General features: G+C 72.8%; 19 protein-coding genes. 11 read left to right on the forward strand and 8 right to left on the reverse strand.

The window, feature by feature from the left end:
* Positions 1 to 9 precede the first annotated feature (9 nt).
* From ACBJ59_RS14990 to ACBJ59_RS15005, 4 genes are all read right to left on the reverse strand, one after another.
* Positions 10 to 1,860 (reverse strand): CheR family methyltransferase, encoded by a 1,851-nt coding sequence (locus ACBJ59_RS14990; RefSeq protein ID WP_375110760.1) that lies wholly within the window; start codon positions 1,858 to 1,860, stop codon positions 10 to 12.
* Between the two features lie 28 nt (positions 1,861 to 1,888).
* The gene (locus tag ACBJ59_RS14995) at positions 1,889 to 2,902 is read right to left on the reverse strand and encodes a chemotaxis protein CheB (protein ID WP_375110761.1); all 1,014 of its coding nucleotides are present in this window, start codon (positions 2,900 to 2,902) and stop codon (positions 1,889 to 1,891) included.
* Between the two features lie 48 nt (positions 2,903 to 2,950).
* Complete coding sequence (locus ACBJ59_RS15000; RefSeq protein ID WP_375110762.1) at positions 2,951 to 3,808, reverse strand: STAS domain-containing protein; 858 nt, start codon at positions 3,806 to 3,808, stop codon at positions 2,951 to 2,953.
* Between the two features lie 113 nt (positions 3,809 to 3,921).
* Positions 3,922 to 5,466, reverse strand: a complete 1,545-nt coding sequence (locus ACBJ59_RS15005; RefSeq protein ID WP_375110763.1) for an IucA/IucC family protein — start codon at positions 5,464 to 5,466, stop codon at positions 3,922 to 3,924.
* A gap of 80 nt (positions 5,467 to 5,546) precedes the next feature.
* On the opposite strand from ACBJ59_RS15005, the gene ACBJ59_RS15010 reads away from it, so the two are divergent.
* Entirely contained in the window at positions 5,547 to 7,115 is a 1,569-nt protein-coding gene (locus tag ACBJ59_RS15010; RefSeq protein ID WP_375110764.1) for an IucA/IucC family protein, read from the forward strand.
* 52 nt (positions 7,116 to 7,167) lie between these two features.
* Positions 7,168 to 8,001 carry an alpha/beta fold hydrolase gene (locus ACBJ59_RS15015; protein WP_375110765.1) on the forward strand — a complete coding sequence of 278 codons (834 nt, stop codon included), beginning with the start codon at positions 7,168 to 7,170 and terminating at the stop codon, positions 7,999 to 8,001.
* 6 nt (positions 8,002 to 8,007) lie between these two features.
* Here the strand turns inward: ACBJ59_RS15015 and ACBJ59_RS15020 are convergent, their stop codons facing one another.
* Together ACBJ59_RS15020 and rfaE2 are read right to left on the reverse strand one after the other, a co-directional pair.
* The gene (locus ACBJ59_RS15020; RefSeq protein WP_375110766.1) at positions 8,008 to 8,502 is read right to left on the reverse strand and encodes a hypothetical protein; all 495 of its coding nucleotides are present in this window, start codon (positions 8,500 to 8,502) and stop codon (positions 8,008 to 8,010) included.
* Positions 8,503 to 8,539: 37 nt separating this feature from the next.
* A complete protein-coding gene (gene rfaE2, locus ACBJ59_RS15025) occupies positions 8,540 to 9,961 on the reverse strand; it encodes a D-glycero-beta-D-manno-heptose 1-phosphate adenylyltransferase (protein ID WP_375110767.1) in 1,422 nt (473 codons plus the stop codon).
* Positions 9,962 to 10,045: 84 nt separating this feature from the next.
* On the opposite strand from rfaE2, the gene ACBJ59_RS15030 reads away from it, so the two are divergent.
* From ACBJ59_RS15030 to ACBJ59_RS15070, 9 genes are read left to right on the forward strand one after another with little or no spacing between them, the layout of a single operon-like run.
* Entirely contained in the window at positions 10,046 to 11,158 is a 1,113-nt protein-coding gene (locus tag ACBJ59_RS15030) for a glycosyltransferase family 9 protein (protein ID WP_375110768.1), read from the forward strand.
* A gap of 2 nt (positions 11,159 to 11,160) precedes the next feature.
* A complete protein-coding gene (locus ACBJ59_RS15035; RefSeq protein ID WP_375110769.1) occupies positions 11,161 to 11,454 on the forward strand; it encodes a hypothetical protein in 294 nt (97 codons plus the stop codon).
* A 41-nt stretch (positions 11,455 to 11,495) separates the two neighbouring features.
* The gene (locus tag ACBJ59_RS15040; protein WP_375110770.1) at positions 11,496 to 12,029 is read left to right on the forward strand and encodes a SigE family RNA polymerase sigma factor; all 534 of its coding nucleotides are present in this window, start codon (positions 11,496 to 11,498) and stop codon (positions 12,027 to 12,029) included.
* Positions 12,026 to 13,195: a hypothetical protein gene (locus ACBJ59_RS15045; RefSeq protein ID WP_375110771.1), complete on the forward strand. Its 1,170-nt coding sequence runs from the start codon at positions 12,026 to 12,028 to the stop codon at positions 13,193 to 13,195. Before ACBJ59_RS15040 ends, ACBJ59_RS15045 begins: the two co-directional genes overlap by 4 nt.
* 53 nt (positions 13,196 to 13,248) lie before the next feature.
* On the forward strand, positions 13,249 to 14,466 hold the full coding sequence (locus tag ACBJ59_RS15050; RefSeq protein ID WP_375110772.1) for an ABC transporter substrate-binding protein: 1,218 nt from the start codon (positions 13,249 to 13,251) through the stop codon (positions 14,464 to 14,466).
* On the forward strand, positions 14,463 to 15,323 hold the full coding sequence (locus ACBJ59_RS15055) for a carbohydrate ABC transporter permease (protein ID WP_375110773.1): 861 nt from the start codon (positions 14,463 to 14,465) through the stop codon (positions 15,321 to 15,323). Before ACBJ59_RS15050 ends, ACBJ59_RS15055 begins: the two co-directional genes overlap by 4 nt.
* On the forward strand, positions 15,323 to 16,138 hold the full coding sequence (locus ACBJ59_RS15060; protein ID WP_375110774.1) for a carbohydrate ABC transporter permease: 816 nt from the start codon (positions 15,323 to 15,325) through the stop codon (positions 16,136 to 16,138). Before ACBJ59_RS15055 ends, ACBJ59_RS15060 begins: the two co-directional genes overlap by 1 nt.
* Before the next feature lie 43 nt (positions 16,139 to 16,181).
* On the forward strand, positions 16,182 to 16,760 hold the full coding sequence (locus tag ACBJ59_RS15065) for a TetR/AcrR family transcriptional regulator (RefSeq protein WP_375110775.1): 579 nt from the start codon (positions 16,182 to 16,184) through the stop codon (positions 16,758 to 16,760).
* 19 nt (positions 16,761 to 16,779) lie between these two features.
* Complete coding sequence (locus tag ACBJ59_RS15070; protein ID WP_375110776.1) at positions 16,780 to 17,541, forward strand: SDR family NAD(P)-dependent oxidoreductase; 762 nt, start codon at positions 16,780 to 16,782, stop codon at positions 17,539 to 17,541.
* A gap of 6 nt (positions 17,542 to 17,547) precedes the next feature.
* Here the strand turns inward: ACBJ59_RS15070 and ACBJ59_RS15075 are convergent, their stop codons facing one another.
* A complete protein-coding gene (locus ACBJ59_RS15075) occupies positions 17,548 to 18,258 on the reverse strand; it encodes a hypothetical protein (protein WP_375110777.1) in 711 nt (236 codons plus the stop codon).
* Between the two features lie 42 nt (positions 18,259 to 18,300).
* Positions 18,301 to 20,484 carry a hypothetical protein gene (locus ACBJ59_RS15080; protein WP_375110779.1) on the reverse strand — a complete coding sequence of 728 codons (2,184 nt, stop codon included), beginning with the start codon at positions 20,482 to 20,484 and terminating at the stop codon, positions 18,301 to 18,303.
* Positions 20,485 to 20,500: the final 16 nt, after the last annotated feature.

Genomic DNA, 20,500 nt, shown 5'->3' on the forward strand with positions numbered 1-20,500 from the left:
GACCCCGGCCTAAGAGGTGAGCACGTTCATCACCATGATGAGACCGTGGACGGCGCCGTCCTCCGTACGCAGGTGGGACAGGTGCACGGTCAGCGGCGCCGGCCGCCCCCGGCGGTTGACCGCGTCGAGCACCAGGCCGTCCACCGCTTGGAGCGGATCGGACCCGTCGGTCAGCGCGGCCCGCAGGCGCGGCACCAGCGGGTCGAGGGGCAGGCCGATGTCGAGGCCGCCGAGCGCCTGGCCCATGGCCTCGTCCGCCCGCACGCCCCACAGCTCCTCCGCCCCGGAGCTCCAGACGGCCACCCGCAGCTCCTCGTCCAGCACCACCACGGCGTCGCCGAGGCTGCGCACCACCGAGGACACGAACGTGTTGACCTCGTCGAGCTGGATCGTGCGGGCCGTCAGGGCGTCGTTGATGTGCTGCAGCTCGTCGTTGGCGGACTGGAGCTCCTCGTTCATCGTCTCCAGCTCCTCGTTGGTGGACTGGAGTTCCTCGTTCGTCGTCTCGAGTTCTTCGTTGGTGGACTGGAGCTCCTCGTTCGTGGTCTCCAGCTCCTCGTTGAGCGACTGCAGCTGCTCGTAGGCCTGTTCGAGCTGCCCGTTGGCCAGCTCCAGCTCGGTCCTGAGCGTGCGGTAGCGGGTGACGTCGCAGAAGTGGATGCCCACGCCGACGAGGGTGCCCGAGGCGAGCATCGGAACGACGGAGACGTCGAAGACGCCCCTTTCCGGCAGGCCGGCGCGGTGCCAGATCACCTCGCGCAGCTCGACCGGCCCCAGGTCGTGGCGGGCCTGCTCGATGACCGAGCGCAGCTCGACGGGCCGGTAGGAGACCTCCAGATCCTGGAAGGGGCGGCCGACGTCGCGCGGGTTGAGGTTGAACAGGGACTCGGCCTTGGCGTTGGCCAGCGCGAGGTTGCCCGCGGCGTCCACGACGATCTGGGCCACGGGCCCGGCCGCCAGCGCCACGGACACCAGTGTGGGCGGGCGTGCGGCGAGATCGTCGGCGGTGCCGGTGACCGGCCACGGCGCCCGGTCGTCGTGGTGAGCCGGCCTGACCTTCCGGAACAGGCGCATGCGCAGGTCCACCGGCACGAACTTGTCGCTGTGGTTGAGCAGCATCTCCGCCTTGCCCAGGAACAGGAAGCCGGGGTCCGACAGCGCGAAGTGGAAGCGCCGGACGATGTTGAGCTGCATCTCCGTGTTGAAGTACATGAGCGTGTTGCGCGCCAGGAGCAGGTCCACGCGGGAGATGGGGGCGTCGCGGGTGAGGTCGTTGCGCCCGAAGATCAGCTGGCGGCGCAGGTCGCGGCGGAAGGAGTGGCCGTTGTCCAGCGGCTCGAAGTACGTCTCGCGCAGGTCGATCGGCACGTCGGTGAGCGTGCGGTCGGCGTAGACGCCCGTCCTGGCGACCTGCAGCGCCTTGTCGTCCAGGTCCGTGCCGTAGATCTTCACCCGGTCGCGGAACTGGTCGATGCCCATCTCCTCGGCCAGCACCATGGCCATCGTGTAGACCTCCTCGCCGGTCGCGCAGCCGGCGCTCCACACGCGGATGGGCCGGCCGGTGGGCTTCTGGTCTAGCAGGGCGGGGACGACGAGCTCGCGCAGGCGCTGCCATGCCGAGGTGTCCCTGAAGAAGCCGGTGACGTTGATCAGCAAGCTGTCGAAGAGCCTCGTGAACTCCTCCGGCTCCAGCTCGAGCAGATCGCGGTATTCGCCGTAGTCGCGCAGCTTCAGCGTCTCCATCCGGCGGGCGATCCGCCGGATGAGGGTGTTGCGTTTGTATCCCGTGAAATCGAACCCGCGGGTCTCCTTGAGGAGGACGAGGAGGTCGTCGAACTCACGCTCTTCCTCTGATGCCACAACGGCAGACTACGCCGATCCCGTGAGGTCAACTTGGCAGTGGAGTGCCGCCGTTGCGGCCGATGCGGGATTGCAGCATGCGAATGGTATTCAGGGCTTCGAGGTTGCGTTCCGCCTCCTCGTGGAAGTACCGCAGCGAGTGCTCCCGCCCCCGTTCCCCGGCGGAGTGCCGCAGCCGCTCCAGCACCCGTATCCGCTCCTCCAGCCGCTGGATCGCCACCCACAGGGCACGCTCGACCGCATCCGACTGGGCGCTCATCATGCTGTCGCCGGTATAGGCGTGGCCGACCCGGCAGACGTATCGGGACGTCGTCGTGCCCACCTTCTGCTCATATATAGGGCCATTGCACTCGGGGCAGCTGAAGGCGATCAACTCGCCCCCCGGCTCGGCCAGCGCCGGTGTCTCCCGCAGGAACTGGTCGACCTCTTGCTCGATCTCGTTGTCGTACACCTGGCCCTCCGTGCCGACAGTGGTACGGCTCTGCCGCAGGATCCACCTCGCGAGGTCGCGTACGGGGAGCGCCTGGGCGCTCGGCACCGCCGTCCTGGCGGCGCTGGGCATGCCGGGAAAGGCGCACTCCGTGAGATCCTGGACGGCCACCGCGCCCCCCTGCCTGTCGATCGCCTCGCAACCCTTGGCCCCGTCGTCCAGCGTGCCGCTCAGCACCATGCCCGCCGCCCGCGGTCCCGCGTCCAGTGCCGCGCTCATGAACAGCGGGTCGGCCGCCGGGCGGTGCCCGTTGTGCCGCGGGCCCCGGGAAAGGCGCGCCTTGCCGTCGTTCAGGAGCAGGTGGAAGTCGGGACGGGCGACGTACACGCGGCCTGGGCGCACCGGTTCGCCGTCCACGGCGGGAGCTGCCCTGAGCGGTCCGGCCCGGTCCAGGATGCCGGCCAGTACGCTGCCTCCCCGCGGCGCGACGTGCAGGACCACGAGCACCGCGGCGGGCAGGTCAGGGGGCAGCTCGCTCAGCAGGATCCGCAGCGGGTCGACACCGCCCGCGGACGCGGCGACCACGACCACGTCGCGCACCGCTGTCGCCATCTCCTCCCCCTGTCCAGGAATGGGGAGGACATGCGCCTCGGCCGGAGATCAGGGACCGGGACGCGGAAATCGGGGCCCGGCCGAGCTCGCGCAGCGGGGCTCCAGGGCCCAGCGCGCATGCGTGAGGTTGGCGCGCAGGGCTCCCAGGCTGTCGTGGCAGCGCTCGCGGGCGGTGATCAGCCGCATGCGGGCCCTGGCCGCCGCGGCCAGCTGGTCGGCCAGGGTCTGCTGCTGGTGGACGGCCTGCTCGCAGAGCGTGCGCGACTGATGGATGATCGCCGGTAGCGAGCCGTTTCCGTGTGAGCCGTGCCCGTGTGAGCCGTGCCCGTGTGAGCCGTTTTCGTGTGAGCCGTTTTCGGGTGGGCCGTTTTCGGGTGGGCCGTTTTCGGGGCCGGCGGGCGGCCTGGGCGGATCGGTCTCCGACCGGCCGGGTGGCAGCTCGCGCGCGGGCCGGGGACGGTCGCGGACGGACGGCTGGACGCGCGGCACGCTGCGCAGGCGCGGCAGGTGGCGGTGGCCGGCAGGGAGCAACGCCGGCGTCTGGTATTCCACCACTCCGGCGGCCGCGAGGGCCTCCGCCATGCTGGCGAACACCGGCATCGCCGCGCAGGCATGCGCGGCCATCAGCCCGATGAGGCGGCGCAGCGCCGGCTGGGCCTCGGCGATGGCCAGGTGGCCGCCCTTGCCCTGCAGGACGCCGTGAGTGTACGCGAACTGCTCCAGGCCGTTCAGGTCGCAGAACCAGAGGTCTCCCGCCGCCACGAGCACGTATTTCACCGGCGACCTCGGCAGCGGATCCAGGAAGGCGGCCAGCACCGGCCTGGTCGTCGAGTCCAGCTCTCCGGTCAGGGCGACCACCAGGGTGGCGTCGTCGACCGGGACAAGGCGCACCGACAGCTGCATCATCGCAAGCCCCCCTCCCCACCCGCCACCGCGCGATCGGGACCGCCGCGCCGGCGGATTTCCGGCTCGCCGCCCATCCTCCTACCCGGCGGCGGAAAGAGCCAGGTGATTCGGTATCAAAGGGCCACGCGGGCGGCGAGGGGGTTGGGCAGGCTCGTCCAGCTGTCGACCGGCGGGGCGCCCTCCAGCCGCGAGAGCAGGTGGGCCTTGACCGCGACCCGCGCCCCGAACAGGGCGTTGTGGTCGGCGCGTACGTCCGGGGTGCCGGGCAGCGCCTCGAACGCCCGCCGGGCGGCGGCGGCCACCACGTCCCAGAGCCGGGCCTCCACCGCCCGGTCGCCCTGCCCGAACAGGGAGATCAGGCTGCCGAACGTGGTGCCGACCAGCGACCCGAACAGCTTGGCGTGCAGGACCGCGGGGTCGTCGGTGAGGAGCCGGGCGCTGACCGGCGGGACCTCGATCCCGTTGCGGGCCAGCCTGGCGGGGCTGATCCTGACGTCGGCCAGATCGCGGTAGATCAGCCGGTACGGCAGGCCGTCACCGCCGACCGCCACCACGAGGTTCTGGCCGTGCGCCTCCAGCGCCACCCCGAGCGACAGCAGGCCCAGCGCGTTCGTCAGGGCCAGGCGGGCGAACGCGGCCAGCCACGCGCCCGGGGTGCGCGCCGTCGCCCGGGTGACCGCGGCGACGGGCAGCACGGTCCCGGCCTCGTGCGTGGGCTCGCGGAGCATGGCCGACAGGTCGGCGCTGTGCTCGCCGTGCACCGAGCCCGCCGCCCCGGCCAGGTAGCGGGCGATGCGCAGCCCGCCGCCGCACCGCGCGGACAGCGTGGTGAGCAGGTGCGACAGGGGGACGCAGTCGCGTACCGAGCCGGGGGAGATGTCCCTGACGCCCGAGGTCATGCGCGTGGTGAAGGCCGTCTTGAGATGCGGGCCGCCGTCGAGCGGGGCGAGGGTCCGTACGGACATGAGCGGCCGGGTCCTGATGACCCCCGTGGCGTACGGCCGCAGGCCCAGGGCGGGCAGGACGTGCCTGGTCTGCCAGGGGTGCACGGGCAGCAGGAGCCGGTCGCCGTCCATGAGGGAGGCCGGCCACGGACCCGTGACCAGGCAGTCCCGTACGGGCAGCGCCAGGAGGTCGAGGGCGACCGTGGGGCGGTGCTCCGGCATGTACGCGAGCTGCTCGGCCACGGAGACGCCCGGGCGGTTGCGGCAGCCCGGGTGATAGGGGTGGCCGTCCACCACGCTCTGCTCGTAGTCCTCAAGCGTGGCGGCGGGCCGGGCGGAGGCGCCCGCGCGGGAGAGGGCCAGCGAGGCGACGCTGTTGTCCAGGTCCTCGACCAGCCGGTCCGTGCCGGGCAGGCCGAGGGCGGCCAGCAACTCGGCCGGGTGCGTGTGGGGGCGCTCGTCCAGCCAGAGCGCGGGCTCGACCCCGAGGTCGTACGGCCGCCGCGCCCGCCCCGTGAGGCTGCGCCCGTCGGCCAGCAGCACGCAGGCGGGACCGGAGGCCGTCAGCCCGGGCAGCGGCTCGTACAGCAGCCCCCGCCACAGGCGGCCCAGGACGGCGGCGCGCGCGCCGGGGAGCGCCCCGGCGTACGCGGCGGACAGGTCGGGACGCACGAGGGCCAGCTCCGCGGCGAAGTCCGCCTCCAACGGCCTCATATTTCCCACCTTTCCCAGAAACATGCCGCGTAGCTACCCTGTGGGCACTAATCGGGACAAAGGGTAGGAGTAGGGTCGACATGGCATCTACTGAAGTCCTTCCTCCACCCTCCGGGCCGGGGTGGGAGGCAGCTGCGGAGGCCGAGGTCCTCGCGGTGACGGCGCTGCTCAACTGCCTGATCCGGGAAGTGGCCCGGCCCGACGGCCCCGGCACGTACCTGCTGCCCGCGACCGGCCAAGTGCTGCGCGTTGGTGGCACGCGTTTCCCCACCGCCCCCGCCCTGCGCACCCCGGACGGCTGGTGCCCGCTGCCGCTGGCGGACCTGGTCGCCTTGACGGCCGCGGAGCTGCGGGCGAGCACCGGGGTCGGCAACGACGTGCTGCCCGCCGAGATCCTCCAGAGCCGGGACGTCACGGCCGCGCTGCTGGCGGCCAGGCGGACCGCCGTGCTGCCCGCGGACCCGTACCTGCGCTCCGAGCAGGCCCTCGTGGCGGGCCACCGCTACCATCCCGCGCCCAAGGCGCGCGGCGGGTCGGGCCCCGAGGCGTGGCTGCGCTACTCGCCCGAGGCGCGCACGAGCTTCCCCCTGACGCTCCTCGGCGTGCCCGCCGAGGACCTGGTGGAGGAGGGGGACGCGGGCGCGCTGGACCGGCTCGGCGGCCCGGCCGGCGACGGCCTGGTCCTGCTGCCCGCCCACCCCTGGCAGGTGGAGCTGCTCGGCGGCCTGCGGGACGGCCGGCTGCGGCACCTGGGGGTCACGGCGGCCACGGCGGTGCCCACCGCGTCCATCCGCACGGTGTACCTGCCGGAGGCGGACCTGTTCTGCAAGTTCAGCCTGGACGTGCGGATCACGAACGACGTGCGCCGCCTGTGGCTGCACGACCTGCGCCACCTCCAGACGGTGGTGGCCCTGGTGGACGCGGCCTTCGACGACTTTCCCGAGCACCTCCCGCGCCCGGCCGTGCTGCGCGACCGCGGCTACCGCAGCGCGGAGCTGGGCGGGGACGGGGGCGAGGCGCTGGCGGTGATCGTCCGCGACGGGCTGCGCGAGCACGTGCGGCCCGGGCTGACCGCGCTGCAGGCGGCCGGGATCAGCGAGGGCTTCCCCGGCGACCCGCTCGACGGGCTGGACGAGGACGGGGCGCTCGTGTGGTGGGAGCGGTACCTGGAGCACGTGGTGCCGCCGGTCCTGCACGCGTACCTGCGCCATGGGGTCGTGCTCGAATGCCACCTGCAGAACGTGCTGGTCGCGGTGGACGAGCGGGGACTGCCCGCGCAGGCGCTGTTCCGCGACCACGAGGGCGTCAAGCTCGTCGCCGAGCGGCACCCGCGGCTCGGCTCGCCCGTGCTGGGCGGCGTGCGGGCGTGGGAGCGGCTGGTCTACTGCCTGCTGACCAACAACCTGTGCGAGATCGCCGGTGCGGTGACGGCCCGCCGTCCCCGGCTGGGCGACGAGCTGTGGGCGCGGGCCAGAGCCGTGTTCGCCGCCGCCGCCAAGGAGTACGGCGATCCGCCCGAACTGCGGGACCTGCTCGCCGCCGCCCACATCCCCGCCAAGGCCAACCTCCTGCTGCGCTGGCTGGACGCCGACGGCGCGGCCATGCGGTGGGTGCCCGTCCCCAATCCGTTGAGACTCTTTACGCCATAAGCTATCCTTGCGGTGACGATTCTTTACGGCGTACTGAGTTAGGGGGCGCACGATGGGCCGAGCGAGGATGCACGACGGGAGCACCATCGAGGTGGAGGTGCACGGGTCCGGCCCGGCCGTGCTGCTGCCGGTCGATCCACAGCCTGTGGAAGGCGAGCAGGCCGAGGAGCTGCGCAAGTGGGGTGCCGATCCGGCGCTCGGGCGCTCCCTGATAGACGGGCTCAGCGACGCCTTCCAGGTCGTGGCCTTCGACTACACGGGTCACTGCCTGAGCACCCCCAAGCCGGACACGCTCACGCCCGAGAACGTGGCCGCCGACCTGCTGGCCGTGGCCGACGCGGTGGGGGCCGAGCGGTTCGCGTACTACGGGTACTCGTGGCTGGGGCTGAGCGGGCTGCAGCTCGCGATCCGGACCGACCGGCTCGCCGCGCTGGTCATGGGCGGGTATCCGCCGTACGGCGGGCCGTACGCGGAGATGTTGCGGGTCACCGAGGCCGCGTACGCCGAGGCCGTCAACCCCGCGCCCGTCCTGAAGAGCTCCGACGACGCCTACGACTGGTCCTCGGCCGCGGTCAGCACGACCGAGGAGCAGGCCAAGCAGTTCGTCACGCTGTACGAGGCCCTCCGGGGCTTCGACGACCGGGCGGTCCGGCTCTCCTGCCCCCGGCTGTGCTTCGCCGGGTCCGCCGACGCGATCAGCTACGACGAGCGGTGGGGCGGTGTGGTCGTCGACATCGGGGGACCGCTGGTGCGGCACCGGGCGGAGCTCGAAGCGCTCGGCTGGGACGTCGAGGTGCTGGACGGGCTCGACCACATGGGAGCCATGCAGGCGGCCACCGTGCTGCCGATCCTGCGCCCGTGGCTGACCAGGGCGCTGCGGGAGTAGGCGCCCTCAGCGGTCGTCCTCGTGCGGCCAGGGCGAGGCGGCCACCACCGTGCCGTACAGGACGTGGTCGGCCAGCAGCGCGAGCCGCTCGGCGGCGCCGTGCCGGCGGTGCAGGCCGAGCGCGGGCGCGATGGCCATCTCGAAGGCGGCCCAGACCAGCACCCCGTAGGCCGGGCCCGCCCACGGCTGCCTGCGCGCCACCCGTGGCAGCAGGGCGAAGAACGCGCCGCCGCCCGCGCCGTACAACCAGTGCACCATCTCCACCACGGCCGGCCGGCGGTCGACCGGGATGCGGTGGAAGGCCGTGGGCGCGGTCCGCTCGATGACGGACTCCGGCGGCGTCGTGGGGACCAGCCCCAACGCGGTGGTGAGCTGCCGCAGGCCCGACATCGCCATGGACGCGATCGCGCCACGGGCGGCGGCACGCGCGACCGGCTTGCGCTCCCGCCGCTCCCGTACGCCTTCGTCCAGGTCAGGAGGGGTCCGCAGGGTCTGTGTCATGGTGTGGCGCCTACCGAACGGCACCCCGGTTAAACCCTCACGGGAGCGAGCGCATGCGGCCGATGATGGCGGTGGTCGAGCGGTCCGGCAGGTAGCCGAGCACCCGTACCTCGCCGCCCAGCGACCGGACCAGCGGGGCCTCGGCGAGCATCTCGGCGGTGTAGTCGCCGCCCTTCACGTAGAGCTCCGGCCGGATCATCCTGAGCAGCCGCTCCGGGGTGTCCTCGTCGAACTCGGTCACGTAGTCCACGTCGTTCAGCGCGGCCAGCACGGACATCCGGTCCTCGCACGGGTTGACCGGCCGGCCCGGTCCCTTCAGCCGGGCCACGCTGGCGTCGCTGTTGACCGCCACCACCAGCACGTCGCCGAGCTGGCCGGCCTGCTCCAGGTAGGTCACGTGGCCCCGGTGCAGCACGTCGAAGCAGCCGTTGGTGAACACCACCCGCTCGCCCCTGCGCCGGTGCTCGTCCAGGAGCTGGGCCAGGCGCTCGGCCGTCTGCACCGTGCCCTCCTGGCGGCGCAGGGCGCGCAGCAGGTCGTAGCGGGTGCAGATGGCGGTGCCCTGGCGGCGTACGACGACGCCGGCCGCCGCCTGGCCCGCCTCCGCCGCCTCCTCCGGCGACGCGCCGCCGGCCAGCCAGAGCGCGAACGCGGCGGCGTAGGTGTCGCCCGCGCCCGTCGCCATGTGCTGGGGCGCGGGCGAGGCGTAGGTCCGGTAAGGCGGGTGGCCGCTCCTGTGCAGCAGCGTGCCCTCCCCGTCCAGCGTGGTCACCACGATCCCGGCGCCCGTCAGCTCCAGCAGCCGGTCCGAGCGGGCCATCAGGTACGCCGGCCGGTCACCGGTCCAGCCGCCCGTCCCGTCGCCCAGCAGGCGCACCACCTCGGCGTAGTTCGGCAGGACCGCGGCCGGCCCGCACTCCCGCCACGGCGCCACCGCGTGCGCGTCCACCACCAGCAGCGGCAGCCCGGCCAGCGCCCGCCGCACGGCGGTGGTGAACACCCCGCCGCCGTAGTCGCACGCCACCACCACGTCGGCGTCCGCCACGGCCGCGGCCAGCCGGCCGAGCAGCTCCCGCTCGGCCTCCTCCGGGATGGCGTCGAGGTCCTCCTCGTCGTAGCGCGCGGTGAGCTGGCCGCTGGTGACCAGCCGCCGCTTGTGCGCCGTCCGCCGCCCGGGCACGGTCACCAGGTCGGTGCCGACGCCGAGCAGGCGCAGCGACTGCACCAGCTTGTCCCCGCAGTCGTCGTCCCCCACGATGCCGACGAGGTGCACCCGCGCGCCGAGCGCCACCAGGTTGGCCGCGGTGTTGGCGGCGCCGCCCGGGGCGTCCTCGGTCGCCTCCAGGCTCATCACGGGCACCGGCGCCTCCTGGGCCAGACGCTTGGCCGAGCCGTGCAGCCACGAGTCGAGCATGACGTCGCCGACGACCACGGCGCGGATCACCCTGTCTGTGCCCATGGAAGGCGAGTACCTGCGAAAGACCTGCTCAAACCCGGTATGGCGGAAGTTACGGACAGGAGATCCCTGGGTAGCCAGGCCGCTATGCGCGGCCCTTCAGATCTCGATGTGCTCGTGCCGGCCAGGGACGGTCCCGCCCTGGAGGCGCTGGTCGGCGGCGTACGCCGGATCGCGGTGCTGCGGGCCAACGCGCTCGGCGACTACCTCATGGCCGTGCCGGCGCTGGAGGCGCTCAAGCGGGCCTACCCCGGCGCGCACCTGACGCTGCTGGGCACCGCCTGGCACGCCGAGTTCCTCACGGGACGGCCGGGGCCGGTGGACGACGTGGTGGCGCTGCCGCCGATCACCGGCGTCTCCACGCCGGAGGCCGGGCATGCGGCGCCCGACGGGCTGTGCGAGGAGCTGCGGGGGCGCGGGTTCGACCTGGCCGTGCAGATCCACGGGGGCGGGCGGTTCTCCAACCCGTTCATGCGCCGGCTGGGCGCCAGGGTGACCGCCGGGATGCGCGCCCCGGGGGCGGAGAGCCTGGACCGCTGGGTGCCGTACACCGACTATCACCACGAGACCCTCCGCTTCCTCCAGGTCGCCGCGCTGGTCGGCGCGGTGGGCGGCGGGCTGGAGGCGCGGGTGGCGGTCACCGCCGAGGACCGCGCCGAGCTGGCCCGCGCGCTCGGGGAGCCGCCGCGCGGGCTGGTGGCCGTGCACCCGGGCGCGACCGATCCCCGGCGGCGCTGGCCGGTGGAGCGCTTCGCCGAGGTGGCCGACCGCACGGGCCGTCCCGTGGCCGTGACCGGTACGCGCGAGGAGGAGCACCTGGTGACAGGCGTGATCGCCGCGATGCGCCGGCCGGCGATCCCCGTCGTCGGCACGCTCGGCATCGGCGCCCTCGCCGCCCTGTACGAGCGCTGCGACCTGCTGATCGCCAACGACACCGGCCCGCGCCACCTGGCCGCGGCCGTCGGAACCCCCACCGTCGCCGTCTACTGGTGCGGCAACCTGATCAACGCCGGCCCGCTCAGCAGGACCGCGCACCGGCCGCTGATCTCCTGGACCACGGCCTGCCCGCGCTGCGGCGCCGGCGGCGTGGCTCCGGGCGCCGAGCGCTGCCCGCACGACGTGTCATGGGTACGCGACGTCTCGGTGGACATGGTGATGGAGCAGGCCGAAGACCTGCTCACCGGACCTAGGGGAGGATGACGATGACGGATCATGCGGTGCTCGACGAGTTGCAGCAGGCCATCGACGAGGCGTTCCAGGGGCGCGAGCGGGTCGCGATGAGGGAGGTCTACTCGCAGGTCTCGCGGCACGTGGGCCTGCCGGCCGACCTGCTGACGCACCTCAACGAGCTGCCCGAGGGCGCCTACGACAGGCAGGAGCTGACCGAGGCGATCAACGAGGTGATCACCCGGAGGGGCGAGCAGGACACCCTCGGGCTGCTGGAGGTGCCCAGGCAGGCCGGGCCGGACGAAGGCGATCCTGATCTGATGCGGTAGGCGGCGCATAGCGGGAGCCGCGGGGGGCGTCTGAGAGGGTGATGTCGATCCCCCTGGAGGTGACCGTGGACGCCGCGGACGAGCAACGGTTCCGCGAGTTCGTCGCGGCGCGTTCGCCTGCCCTCATGCGGCTCGGGTTCCTGCTCACCGGTGGTGACCAGCACGCGGCCGAAGACCTGGTGCAGACCGCGCTGGCGAGGCTGGTGAGCAAGTGGCGGCGGGTGCAGGCGCCGGAGGCGTACGCCCGGCAGATCATGTACCGGCAGCAGGTCAGCTGGTGGCGGGCGAGCGTGCGGCGCGGTGAGGTGGTGCAGGCGAGCCCGCCCGAGCGCGAGGAGCGCGACGCGCACCACCAGAGCGAGCTGCGCATGGTGCTGCGCGCCGCCCTGGCCAGGCTCACCGCCCGCCAGCGCGCGGTGCTGGTGCTGCGGTATTTCGAGGATCTGCCCGAGCAGGAGGTCGCCCGGATGCTGGGCTGCTCCGTCGGCACGGTCAGGAGCACCGCGCACCGGTCCCTGGCCAGGCTGCGCGAGATCGCCCCCGAGCTGGCACAGGCACTGGAGGTGGCCAGGTGACCCGACTGCTGCGCGACACGCTGGAGGAATGGGCCGGCGAGGCCAGGGTGCCGCACGACCTGGCCGACCGGGCGCTACGGAGGCGTGCCTGGAAGCCCGTGGGAGCGGCGGTGCTGGTGGCGGTGATGATCGTGGCCGTCGCCGTGTTCGTCGGCGGCCGGCGGGAGCCGGAGCGCGTCGTCGTCCCGGCCACCGGCATCACGCTGCCGGCCCGGCCGTCGCCCGCCCCGACGGACGTGCGGACCGACACCGGGAACAGCCCGCCGGCCAAGCTGATCGCCGCGGGGGGCATGGCCGTGTCGGCGTACTACGTGACCCGGCGAGAGGAGATCTCGGAGACCGAGCAGCGCGTACGGCGGACCTGGTCCCTGTACGACCCGCGCACCGGCGGCTACGAGGAGACCCCGTACGCCTGGGTGGACGTCGCCCCAGGGCTCCAGGTGGCGGCCGTGCTCGAAGGCGACCTGATCAGCAGGCGGCTGGGCGTGCTCGACCTGAACACCCGCCGGATGCTCACCTGGATCGACCTGGAGCACCCCGTGGGGTCCGTGGCCTGGTCCCCCGACGGCACCAGGATCCTGGCCACCGCCTACTCCCGCTACCCCGACCTCCTCGAAGGCAAGGGCGACCAGGCGGCGCCACCGCGGGGCGGGAGCCCGCGCATCGGCTACTACATCGTCGACGTGCGGGCGGGGACGGCCGACTATCACGCGTTGCCGCCCTACAACCTGAACGGTCGCCAGGACCTGGGCTGGAGCCTGGACGGCACGATGATCTGGACGCCCACGGACACCGACCCGGACCGGATCTTCCTCACCCTCGACGGCCGGCGGCGGGAGGCCCCCCAGGACCAGCGGTACGTCGGTTACTCGCGGATCTCGGCCACCTCGCCCGACGGCCGGCTGGTCCTGGGCCGGGACGGCCTGCCGACGGAGATCACCGAGGTCGCGACCGGCAGGGTCGCCGGCCGGCAACGGGTGCTGCAACTGCACGCCTGGGCGGACAACGACAACGTCCTCGCGCTGGGCTGCGCCGGCGAGTGCGAGGACGAGTTCGACAACGGGCTGGTGCTCGTCAGCGTGGACGGCTCCAGGATGACCCAGCTCGCCGCCAACCGTAAGAGCGACAAGGACGGCGCCTGGCGGTGGGTCCTCACACCCAGATAGCCGGATGGCGGCCGGGAGACATGACCGGGCGTTGACGGGGCAGCGACCCGGTCATGAAGCGGACCGCCCTCTTCGTGGCCGGGGTGCTGCTCATCACCGCCTGTGCCGCGCAGCCCGCGGACACGCGGGTCACGCTGGAGTTCTTCCAGTTCAAGCCGGAAGCGATCGAGACCTTCGACCGGATCATCAGGGACTTCGAGGCCGCGAACCCCGGCATCCACGTCGTGCAGAACCACACGCCCACGGCCGAGAGCGCCATCAGGGCCAGGCTGGTCAAGGACGACGTCCCCGACGTGATGGCGCTGAACGGCAACGGCGTCTTCGGCGAGCTGGCCTCGGCCGGGGTGTTCTACGACTTCTCCGGTACCCCGTCCCGCGTCTCCCCGCCCATCCAGCGCATCCTCGACGACCTGGGCGTGCACCGGGCGGGGGAGCGCAACGGGATGCCGTTCGCCTCCAACGGCAACGGCGTCATCTACAACAAGGACCTGTTCGAGCGGCACGGCGTGCGGCCGCCGACCACCTGGCCGGAGGTGGTCGCCGCGGCCAGGACGTTCCAGGCCGCCGGGGTCACGCCGTTCTACGGGACGCTGGCGGACGCGTGGACGGTGCTGCCCGCCTTCAACGCGCTGGCCGCGAACGCGGCGCCGCCCGACTTCTTCGCGCGGCGCGCGGCCGGGCGGACCTCGTTCGCCGCCGCGTATCCGGCGGTGGCGGCCAAGTTACGGGAGCTGTTCGGGTTCACCCAGCCGGACCGGCACTCCCGGACGTACGAGGACGGCAACCTCGCCTTCGCCCAGGGCAAGGCGGCCATGTACCTGCAGGGCAGCTTCGCCCTCCCGGCCATCGCCACCTCCGGCCCCCGCTTCGAGATCGGCACGTTCGCCCTGCCCGCGACCGGCGACCCCGCGGCCACCCGGCTGGTCTCGGGCGTGGACGTGGCGCTCACCATGCCCCGCGAGCCGGAGCACCCTCGGGAGTCGCTGGCCTTCATCGAGCACCTCCTGCGGCCGGAGGTGATGACCGCCTACGCGCGGGAGCAGCGCGCCGTGCCGCCGATCGAGGACGCCGCCTCCGGCGACCCCGCGCTGGCCGGGCTGATGCCGTATTTCGAGGAGGGACGGCTCACCGGCTACGCCGACCACCACATCCCGCTGGCGATCCCGCTGGAGCAGCTCCTGCAGCAGTTCCTGATCGACGGTGACCAGGCCCGCCTGTTACGCGACCTCGACCGCGAGTGGGACAAGGTCGCCGCCCGGAGCACCTCATGACGACCTCCCGCGCCTACTACTGGATGGTCCTGCCGGCCCTGGTCCTGTTCCTGGTCTTCCACACCGTGCCCGTCCTCCAGGGCTTCTACTACAGCCTCACCGACTCCCCGGGGTACGGCACGTACGGATTCGTCGGCCTGCGCAACTACGTGAACCTCCTCAGGGACGACCGGATCCTCGACGCCTACCTGTTCACCTTCCGGTTCGCCGTCGTGGCCACCGTGCTGACCAACGCCCTGGCCCTGGCCATCGCGCTCGGGCTCAACGCGCGCATCCGCTTCCGCACCGCGCTGCGCGGGATCTTCTTCATCCCGAACGTGCTGGCCATCCTCATCATCGGCTACATCTTCAACTACCTGTTCGCCAACTCGATCCCGGCCGTCGCCCAGGCGCTCGGCATCGATGCGCTGAGCACGAACCTCCTGGCCGACCCCGGGCTGGCCTGGCTCGGCATCGTCGCCGTGGCCGTCTGGCAGGCCGCCGCGTTCAACATCATCATCTATCTCGCCGGGCTGCAGACGATCTCCGACGACGTGCGGGAGGCCGCCACGATCGACGGCGCGGGCTCGTGGCGGCAGTTCAGGTCGATCGTCTTCCCGCTGATCGCGCCGTTCTTCACGATCAACATGGTGCTGTCGCTGAAGAACTTCCTGCAGGTCTTCGACCACATCGTGGCCCTCACCAACGGCGGCCCCGGCACCGCGACCACGTCGGTCTCCCTGCTCATCTACAGCGGTGGCCTGGAGGGCGGCGAGTACGCGTACCAGACGGCCAACGCCATCGTGTACTTCCTCGTCATCGTCGCCGTCTCCGCCTTCCAGCTCCGCGTCCTGCAACGCCGCGAAATGAGCGCCTGATGCGACACACCAACCCCTGGCTGACCGCCCTGATGGCGGCCTGCGCGCTGACCGTGCTCGTCCCGCTGTACTTCACCGTGGTCACCGCGCTGAAGGAGCCGGCCGAACTCGCGGGCGCGGGCTTCGGCCTGCCCGCCGACCCCCGCTGGAGCAACTTCGCCGACGCCTGGCACCTGACGAACTACCCGCGGGCCGCCCTGAACAGCGCCCTGGTCACCGTCGGCGCCGTGGTCCTGACGCTGCTGACCAACTCGCTGGTGGCCTACGCCATCGCCCGCAACCTGCACCGCCGCCTGTTCAAGGGCCTGTACTTCTACTTCGTCTCGGCCCTGTTCGTGCCGTTCCCGATCATCATGCTGCCGGTCATCAAGCAGACCTCGCTGCTGCGCCTGGACAACCAGGCAGGCCTGATCCTGCTGTACGTCGTCTACGGCCTGGCCTTCAACATCTTCCTCTACGTGGGGTACATCAAGTCGATCCCGCGGGCCCTGGAGGAGGCGGCCCGCACGGACGGCGCGGGCACGTGGACGGTCTTCTGGAAGGTGATCTTCCCGCTGCTCGCCCCCATGAACGCCACCGTGGGCATCCTGACGTTCCTGTGGGCGTGGAACGACTTCCTGCTGCCGCTGGTGGTGCTGTCCAGCCCGAGCGCCAGGACCCTCCCGCTGGTCCAGTACGTCTTCCAGAGCCAGTTCAGCACCGACTACACCACGGCCTTCGCCTCCTACCTGATGGCCCTGGCCCCGGCGCTGCTCGTCTACCTGTTCGCCCAGCGCTGGGTGATATCGGGCGTGCTGCGCGGGGCCGTGAAGTAATTTTATTGACCGATCGTTCTCGATACTGCTAGCGTTCACGACCATGGCCAGGACCAAGGAGTTCGATCCGGACGCGGCGCTGCAGCAGGCGCTGGAGCTGTTCTGGGAGCAGGGCTACGAGGCGACGTCGATGGCCGACCTCGTGGAGCGCCTCGGAATCGCGCGGGCGAGCATCTACGCGACCTTCGGCGGCAAGCGCGAGCTGTACCTGAAGGCGCTGGAGCGTTACCTCCAGCAGCGCGATGTGGTCGCGCCGCTGGCCCAGCCGGGCCCGGCGCTGCCCGCCATCCGCGCCTTCCTCGACTCCTACGTGGCCGAATGCCTGGCCGACGAGCTGCGGCGGGGCTGCATGGTGGTCAACACGGCCGTGGAGTTCGCCACGCGCGACGCGGAGGTGTCCCGCAAGGTGACGGAGAGCTGGGCGGGGCTGGAGACGGCGCTGGCCGGGGCGCTGGTCAGGGCGCGCGCCCAGGGGGAGTTGCAGGCGGGCAAGGACCCGTACGCGCTGGCCCGGTTCCTGCTCGTGCTGCTGCAGGGGCTCAGGGTGCTCGGCCGGGCCGACCCGGACCCGCGCAGGTTGCGGGACGCGGTCGAACAGGCCATGACAGCTGTCGTGATTTGAGAACGATTGGTATGGAATTATGACTGGACGTTTTGCCGGCAAGGTCGCGCTCGTCACGGGCGCGAGCGGGGTCGTGGGGCGGGCGGCGGCGCTGGCGTACGCGCGGGAAGGCGCGGCGGTGCTCGTCGCGGGGCGCGACGCGCACCGCCTGGCCGAGGTCGTGAAGCTGGCCGAGGAGAACGGCGGGCGGGTGAGCGCGTTCACCGTGGACATCACCCGCTCGGCCGAGGTCGCCGCCATGGTCGAGGCGGCGGTCTCCCGGTACGGCGGGCTCGACGTGGCGCTCAACGCGGCCGGGATCTTCGGCCAGGTGGCGCCGCTGGCCGACTACGACGAGGACACCTGGGACGACGTGCTCGCGGTCAACCTCAAGGGCGTGTTCCTGTCGATGAAGCACGAGATCGCCCACATGCGGGCGCACGGGGGCGGCGCCGTCGTCAACGTGGCCTCCAACCTGGGGGCGCACTGGCGCCTGGCGGGGGCGGGCGCGTACGCCGCCTCGAAGGCCGCGGTGAGCCACCTGACCCGCACGGCCGCCCGCGACCACATCGCCGACGGCGTCCGCGTCAACGCCATCAGCCCCGGCCCGATCGACTCGCCCATGTCCATGCGGCCCGGCGAGACGCCGCAGGACCGGGACGACCGCATGAGGGGCGCGCTGCCGATCGGCCGCGTGGCCACCCCGGAGGAGATCGCCGCCGCGGCGCTGTGGCTGTCGTCGCCGGAGTCGAGCTTCGTCGTCGGCGCCGACCACGTGATCGACGGCGGCGCCACGGCCTGACCCGCGTCAGCGCGGCACCCGCAGCCGACGCAGCACCGCCACGAGGAGAGCGAGGACCGCCACCAGCCCGAACAGCGGCCAGGGACCGAAGACCATGCTGAGCCAGGCCAGCAGGCCGGCGCTCACGAAGTCCATCGGCATGATGCCGCTGACCAGCAGGAACACGGCAACGGTCCAGTAGCAGAGGAGAAAGGCCGACACCCGCCGCACCGCCACCCCGGCGGGCCTCTCCTCGGCCGGGCCCGTGGTCCGGGTGGCGAGCAGCACCAGCAGGGCGGCACCCAGGAGGGCCACGCTCGTGCCCGTCCCGAGATGGCTCACCACTTCCGCGAACCACCTGCCGCTGAACACCCGCACCTCGGCACAGGCCTCAGCGTCGTAGTACGGCAGGCTGAGCGGCAGGAGCACGGCGAGCGACGCGAGGATCGCCGCCGAGCGCCGCCCCGTCGTCCCCGACCGCCGCCAGGCCGGCGCCATCAGCACCACGAACACGGGGACGGCCGCGATCAGCGACAGCCACACCACCGCGAACGCATCCGCGCGCAGCGGCAGGAGGAGCGGCTCCATGATCCGGTCCCACACGCCGAGCGGCTGGAGGACCGACGCCGGGCAGTAGGAGAACCACCCGTATCCCGGCCCGTCCCTCCACGCCGCCCACGTCGGGTAGGCAGCGGCACCAAGGGCACCTGACCAGGCAACCAGGGCTGATCGCGACAAGCCGTCCTCCTCTGTGTCCGCGAAACCCTACTGCGGCGCACGTCATGAAGGGAGGTTGAGCGGGGTGGTCACGACGAGGTGCCATTCGCCCCCGTACGGGCTGCCGTCCATCCACGCGATCACCGGACGCCCCTCGCCGTTCAGCGCCATGGCCAGGCCGTGGCCCGCGTAATGGCGCATCTTCGCCACCGGGGTGTGCGTGCAGCGCGTGCCCGTGCAGGCGGCGACGACGAGCCGCTCGCGGTCGAGGTCCTGGTAGGCCACCAGGGCCCGCCCGTCCCGGTCCAGCACCATGGCCGGCGCCGCGTGATCCAGGCCGGGCGCGGACAGCACGACGGTGTCGGCCTGCGAGCACTCCGGGTTGCGGCAGTCGAGCAGCCTGATCGATCCGTCGGCCGAGTCCCGGTAGGCGATCAGCGGCCGGGTGTCCTCCCGGAGGAGCATGGTCGCGCCCGACTGGTTGTCGTGGTCGTCGCGGCGCCAGGGCCGGCCGCCGTGGACGGGCCGCTCCACACGGGGCCGCGCGCAGTCGGAGTCCGCGCAGGTGATCACGGTGATCGAGCCGGTGTCGCCGTCGAAGCGGACGACGGAGGGGCGGTCGAGCGGGCCGGCGGCGACGGCGAGGCCGCGGTCCTGGTAGACCGAGGTGCGGGAGGGGAGCCTGGCGACCTCCTTCGTGCGCGGGCTGGTGCAGGCCGGGTCCTCGCAGGTGGTGATGGAGAGCACCTCCTGGTCCTCCTCGCCCTCCCGCCACGGCAGCCCGCGCACGTGGGCGACCACCAGGCCGCCGTAGCGCCCCGGCGCCAGCGCCACGAGCCGGTCGTCCGTGGCGTGCGTCGCCTCCGCGAGGGGCTTGCCGCCAGGAGCCGGGACGCAGCCGGCCGCGTCGCACATCAGCAGCCCGAGCCGGGCGCGCCAGTCGTCGTCCTCGAGCTTGTTCCCCTCCTGCGCCCACGTCGCCACGACGAGCCGCCCGCCGACCAGCCGGGCGACGGCCGCCCGCGGGTCCCCGTCGACGCCGGCCGGCTCGGCCCAGGCGTACCGGGTACGGTCACAGGTGCTGTCGGCGCACGTGAGCAGTTTGGCCTCGGCGGATGAGTCCATGAGCATGACCGTGCGCGCGCCCTCGCCCGCGTGCACGGCCTGCAGGTCCCATCCGCCGAGAGTCGGTCGCGGCCGGCCGTCCGCCTGGATCTCCGGGCCCCGGTCGCGGCTCCAGGTGGCGGTGACGACCGTTTCGATGGTCTCCAGCCAGCCGAGCGGGTTGACCAGCATCGTGCCGCCGTAGAGCAGGCCGGGCACCAGCAGCGCCCCCAGCACCGAGGCCGGCCTGGCCGGGCCCGGCCCGCTCCCGGGCAGGCCCTCGACGACCTGCCCGTACTCGGCGGTCCCGCCCCGGAGCGCCAGGCGGTGCAGGAACAGGCGGGCGATCACCGTCGCCTGGAACGCGGGGACGACCAGCCCCAGGACGGAGCCCGCCAGGCCCCGCGCGAGCTGGTTCCCGGACGCCGCCCACTGCGCGCCCTGCTGGACCAGGGCGGGGAGGACCAGCACGCCGAAGGCCAGCGTGACCGCGCTCGACCAGAAACCGCCCGTCCCGTGCCCGCGCGCGCACGCCAGCACGTACGCACGCTTGAGCGCGCCTCCCGCGGGCCGGCCCTCCAGGGCCACGATCGGCACCGCCAGCAGGCACGGGATCGCGAGCAGCGTCAGCGGGACCATCACGGCGAACGACCCCAGCAGTTCCCCGTCCCACAGCAGCGTGGCCGCCCCGGCCGCCACGATCGCCGCGAACACCACGACGCCCAGCAGCGTGAGCCCCAGGATCGCGGGCAGGCACCGGACCGCGGCCCGCAGCGCCGCGGACGTGCTGACGGGCCGGCCGGCCAGCAGCCCGGCGGCGAGCACGACGGTGGCGGGCATGACGACGGCCTGCGCTGCCAGCGAGGCGAGCAACGTGCCCGCCGTCCACACCGCCAGCGGCCGGCCCGGCGCGCCGATCAGCTCGAACGCGCCGTTGACCAGCGCCGCCGACCCGTCCACGACGAGCGCCAGCCCCAGCAGGGACAGCAGGCCGACCGGCACGAACACCAGCAGGGCGGGGGCCACGAGCCGGATCAGGTGCCGCGCCGCGGTCGCGTAGGCCGGCCGGAGCACCCCGGACCGCTGTCCGGCGGCCATGGCGTCGTCGTGGCGGGTGTCCGCCGGTAACACCGCCTCGGACATGGAGGCCTCCAGCGCA

The organism is Nonomuraea sp. MTCD27, from assembly GCF_041950495.1.
Taxonomy (GTDB): Bacteria; Actinomycetota; Actinomycetes; order Streptosporangiales; family Streptosporangiaceae; genus Nonomuraea.

Bases quoted from the DNA above. Each gene is read 5' to 3' on its own strand.
- ACBJ59_RS15040 (WP_375110770.1), top strand. From the start codon at position 11,496: ATGTCGATCCCCCTGGAGGTGACCGTGGACGCCGCGGACGAGCAACGG.
- ACBJ59_RS15015 (WP_375110765.1), top strand. From the start codon at position 7,168: ATGGGCCGAGCGAGGATGCACGACGGGAGCACCATCGAGGTGGAGGTG.
- ACBJ59_RS15030 (WP_375110768.1), top strand. From the start codon at position 10,046: ATGCGCGGCCCTTCAGATCTCGATGTGCTCGTGCCGGCCAGGGACGGT.
- ACBJ59_RS15055 (WP_375110773.1), top strand. From the start codon at position 14,463: ATGACGACCTCCCGCGCCTACTACTGGATGGTCCTGCCGGCCCTGGTC.
- ACBJ59_RS15065 (WP_375110775.1), top strand. From the start codon at position 16,182: ATGGCCAGGACCAAGGAGTTCGATCCGGACGCGGCGCTGCAGCAGGCG.
- ACBJ59_RS15060 (WP_375110774.1), top strand. From the start codon at position 15,323: ATGCGACACACCAACCCCTGGCTGACCGCCCTGATGGCGGCCTGCGCG.
- ACBJ59_RS15070 (WP_375110776.1), top strand. From the start codon at position 16,780: ATGACTGGACGTTTTGCCGGCAAGGTCGCGCTCGTCACGGGCGCGAGC.
- ACBJ59_RS15005 (WP_375110763.1), bottom strand. From the start codon at position 5,466: ATGAGGCCGTTGGAGGCGGACTTCGCCGCGGAGCTGGCCCTCGTGCGT.
- ACBJ59_RS14995 (WP_375110761.1), bottom strand. From the start codon at position 2,902: ATGGCGACAGCGGTGCGCGACGTGGTCGTGGTCGCCGCGTCCGCGGGC.
- rfaE2 (WP_375110767.1), bottom strand. From the start codon at position 9,961: ATGGGCACAGACAGGGTGATCCGCGCCGTGGTCGTCGGCGACGTCATG.
- ACBJ59_RS15035 (WP_375110769.1), top strand. From the start codon at position 11,161: ATGACGGATCATGCGGTGCTCGACGAGTTGCAGCAGGCCATCGACGAG.
- ACBJ59_RS15080 (WP_375110779.1), bottom strand. From the start codon at position 20,484: ATGTCCGAGGCGGTGTTACCGGCGGACACCCGCCACGACGACGCCATG.
- ACBJ59_RS15020 (WP_375110766.1), bottom strand. From the start codon at position 8,502: ATGACACAGACCCTGCGGACCCCTCCTGACCTGGACGAAGGCGTACGG.
- ACBJ59_RS15000 (WP_375110762.1), bottom strand. From the start codon at position 3,808: ATGATGCAGCTGTCGGTGCGCCTTGTCCCGGTCGACGACGCCACCCTG.
- ACBJ59_RS15050 (WP_375110772.1), top strand. From the start codon at position 13,249: ATGAAGCGGACCGCCCTCTTCGTGGCCGGGGTGCTGCTCATCACCGCC.
- ACBJ59_RS15010 (WP_375110764.1), top strand. From the start codon at position 5,547: ATGGCATCTACTGAAGTCCTTCCTCCACCCTCCGGGCCGGGGTGGGAG.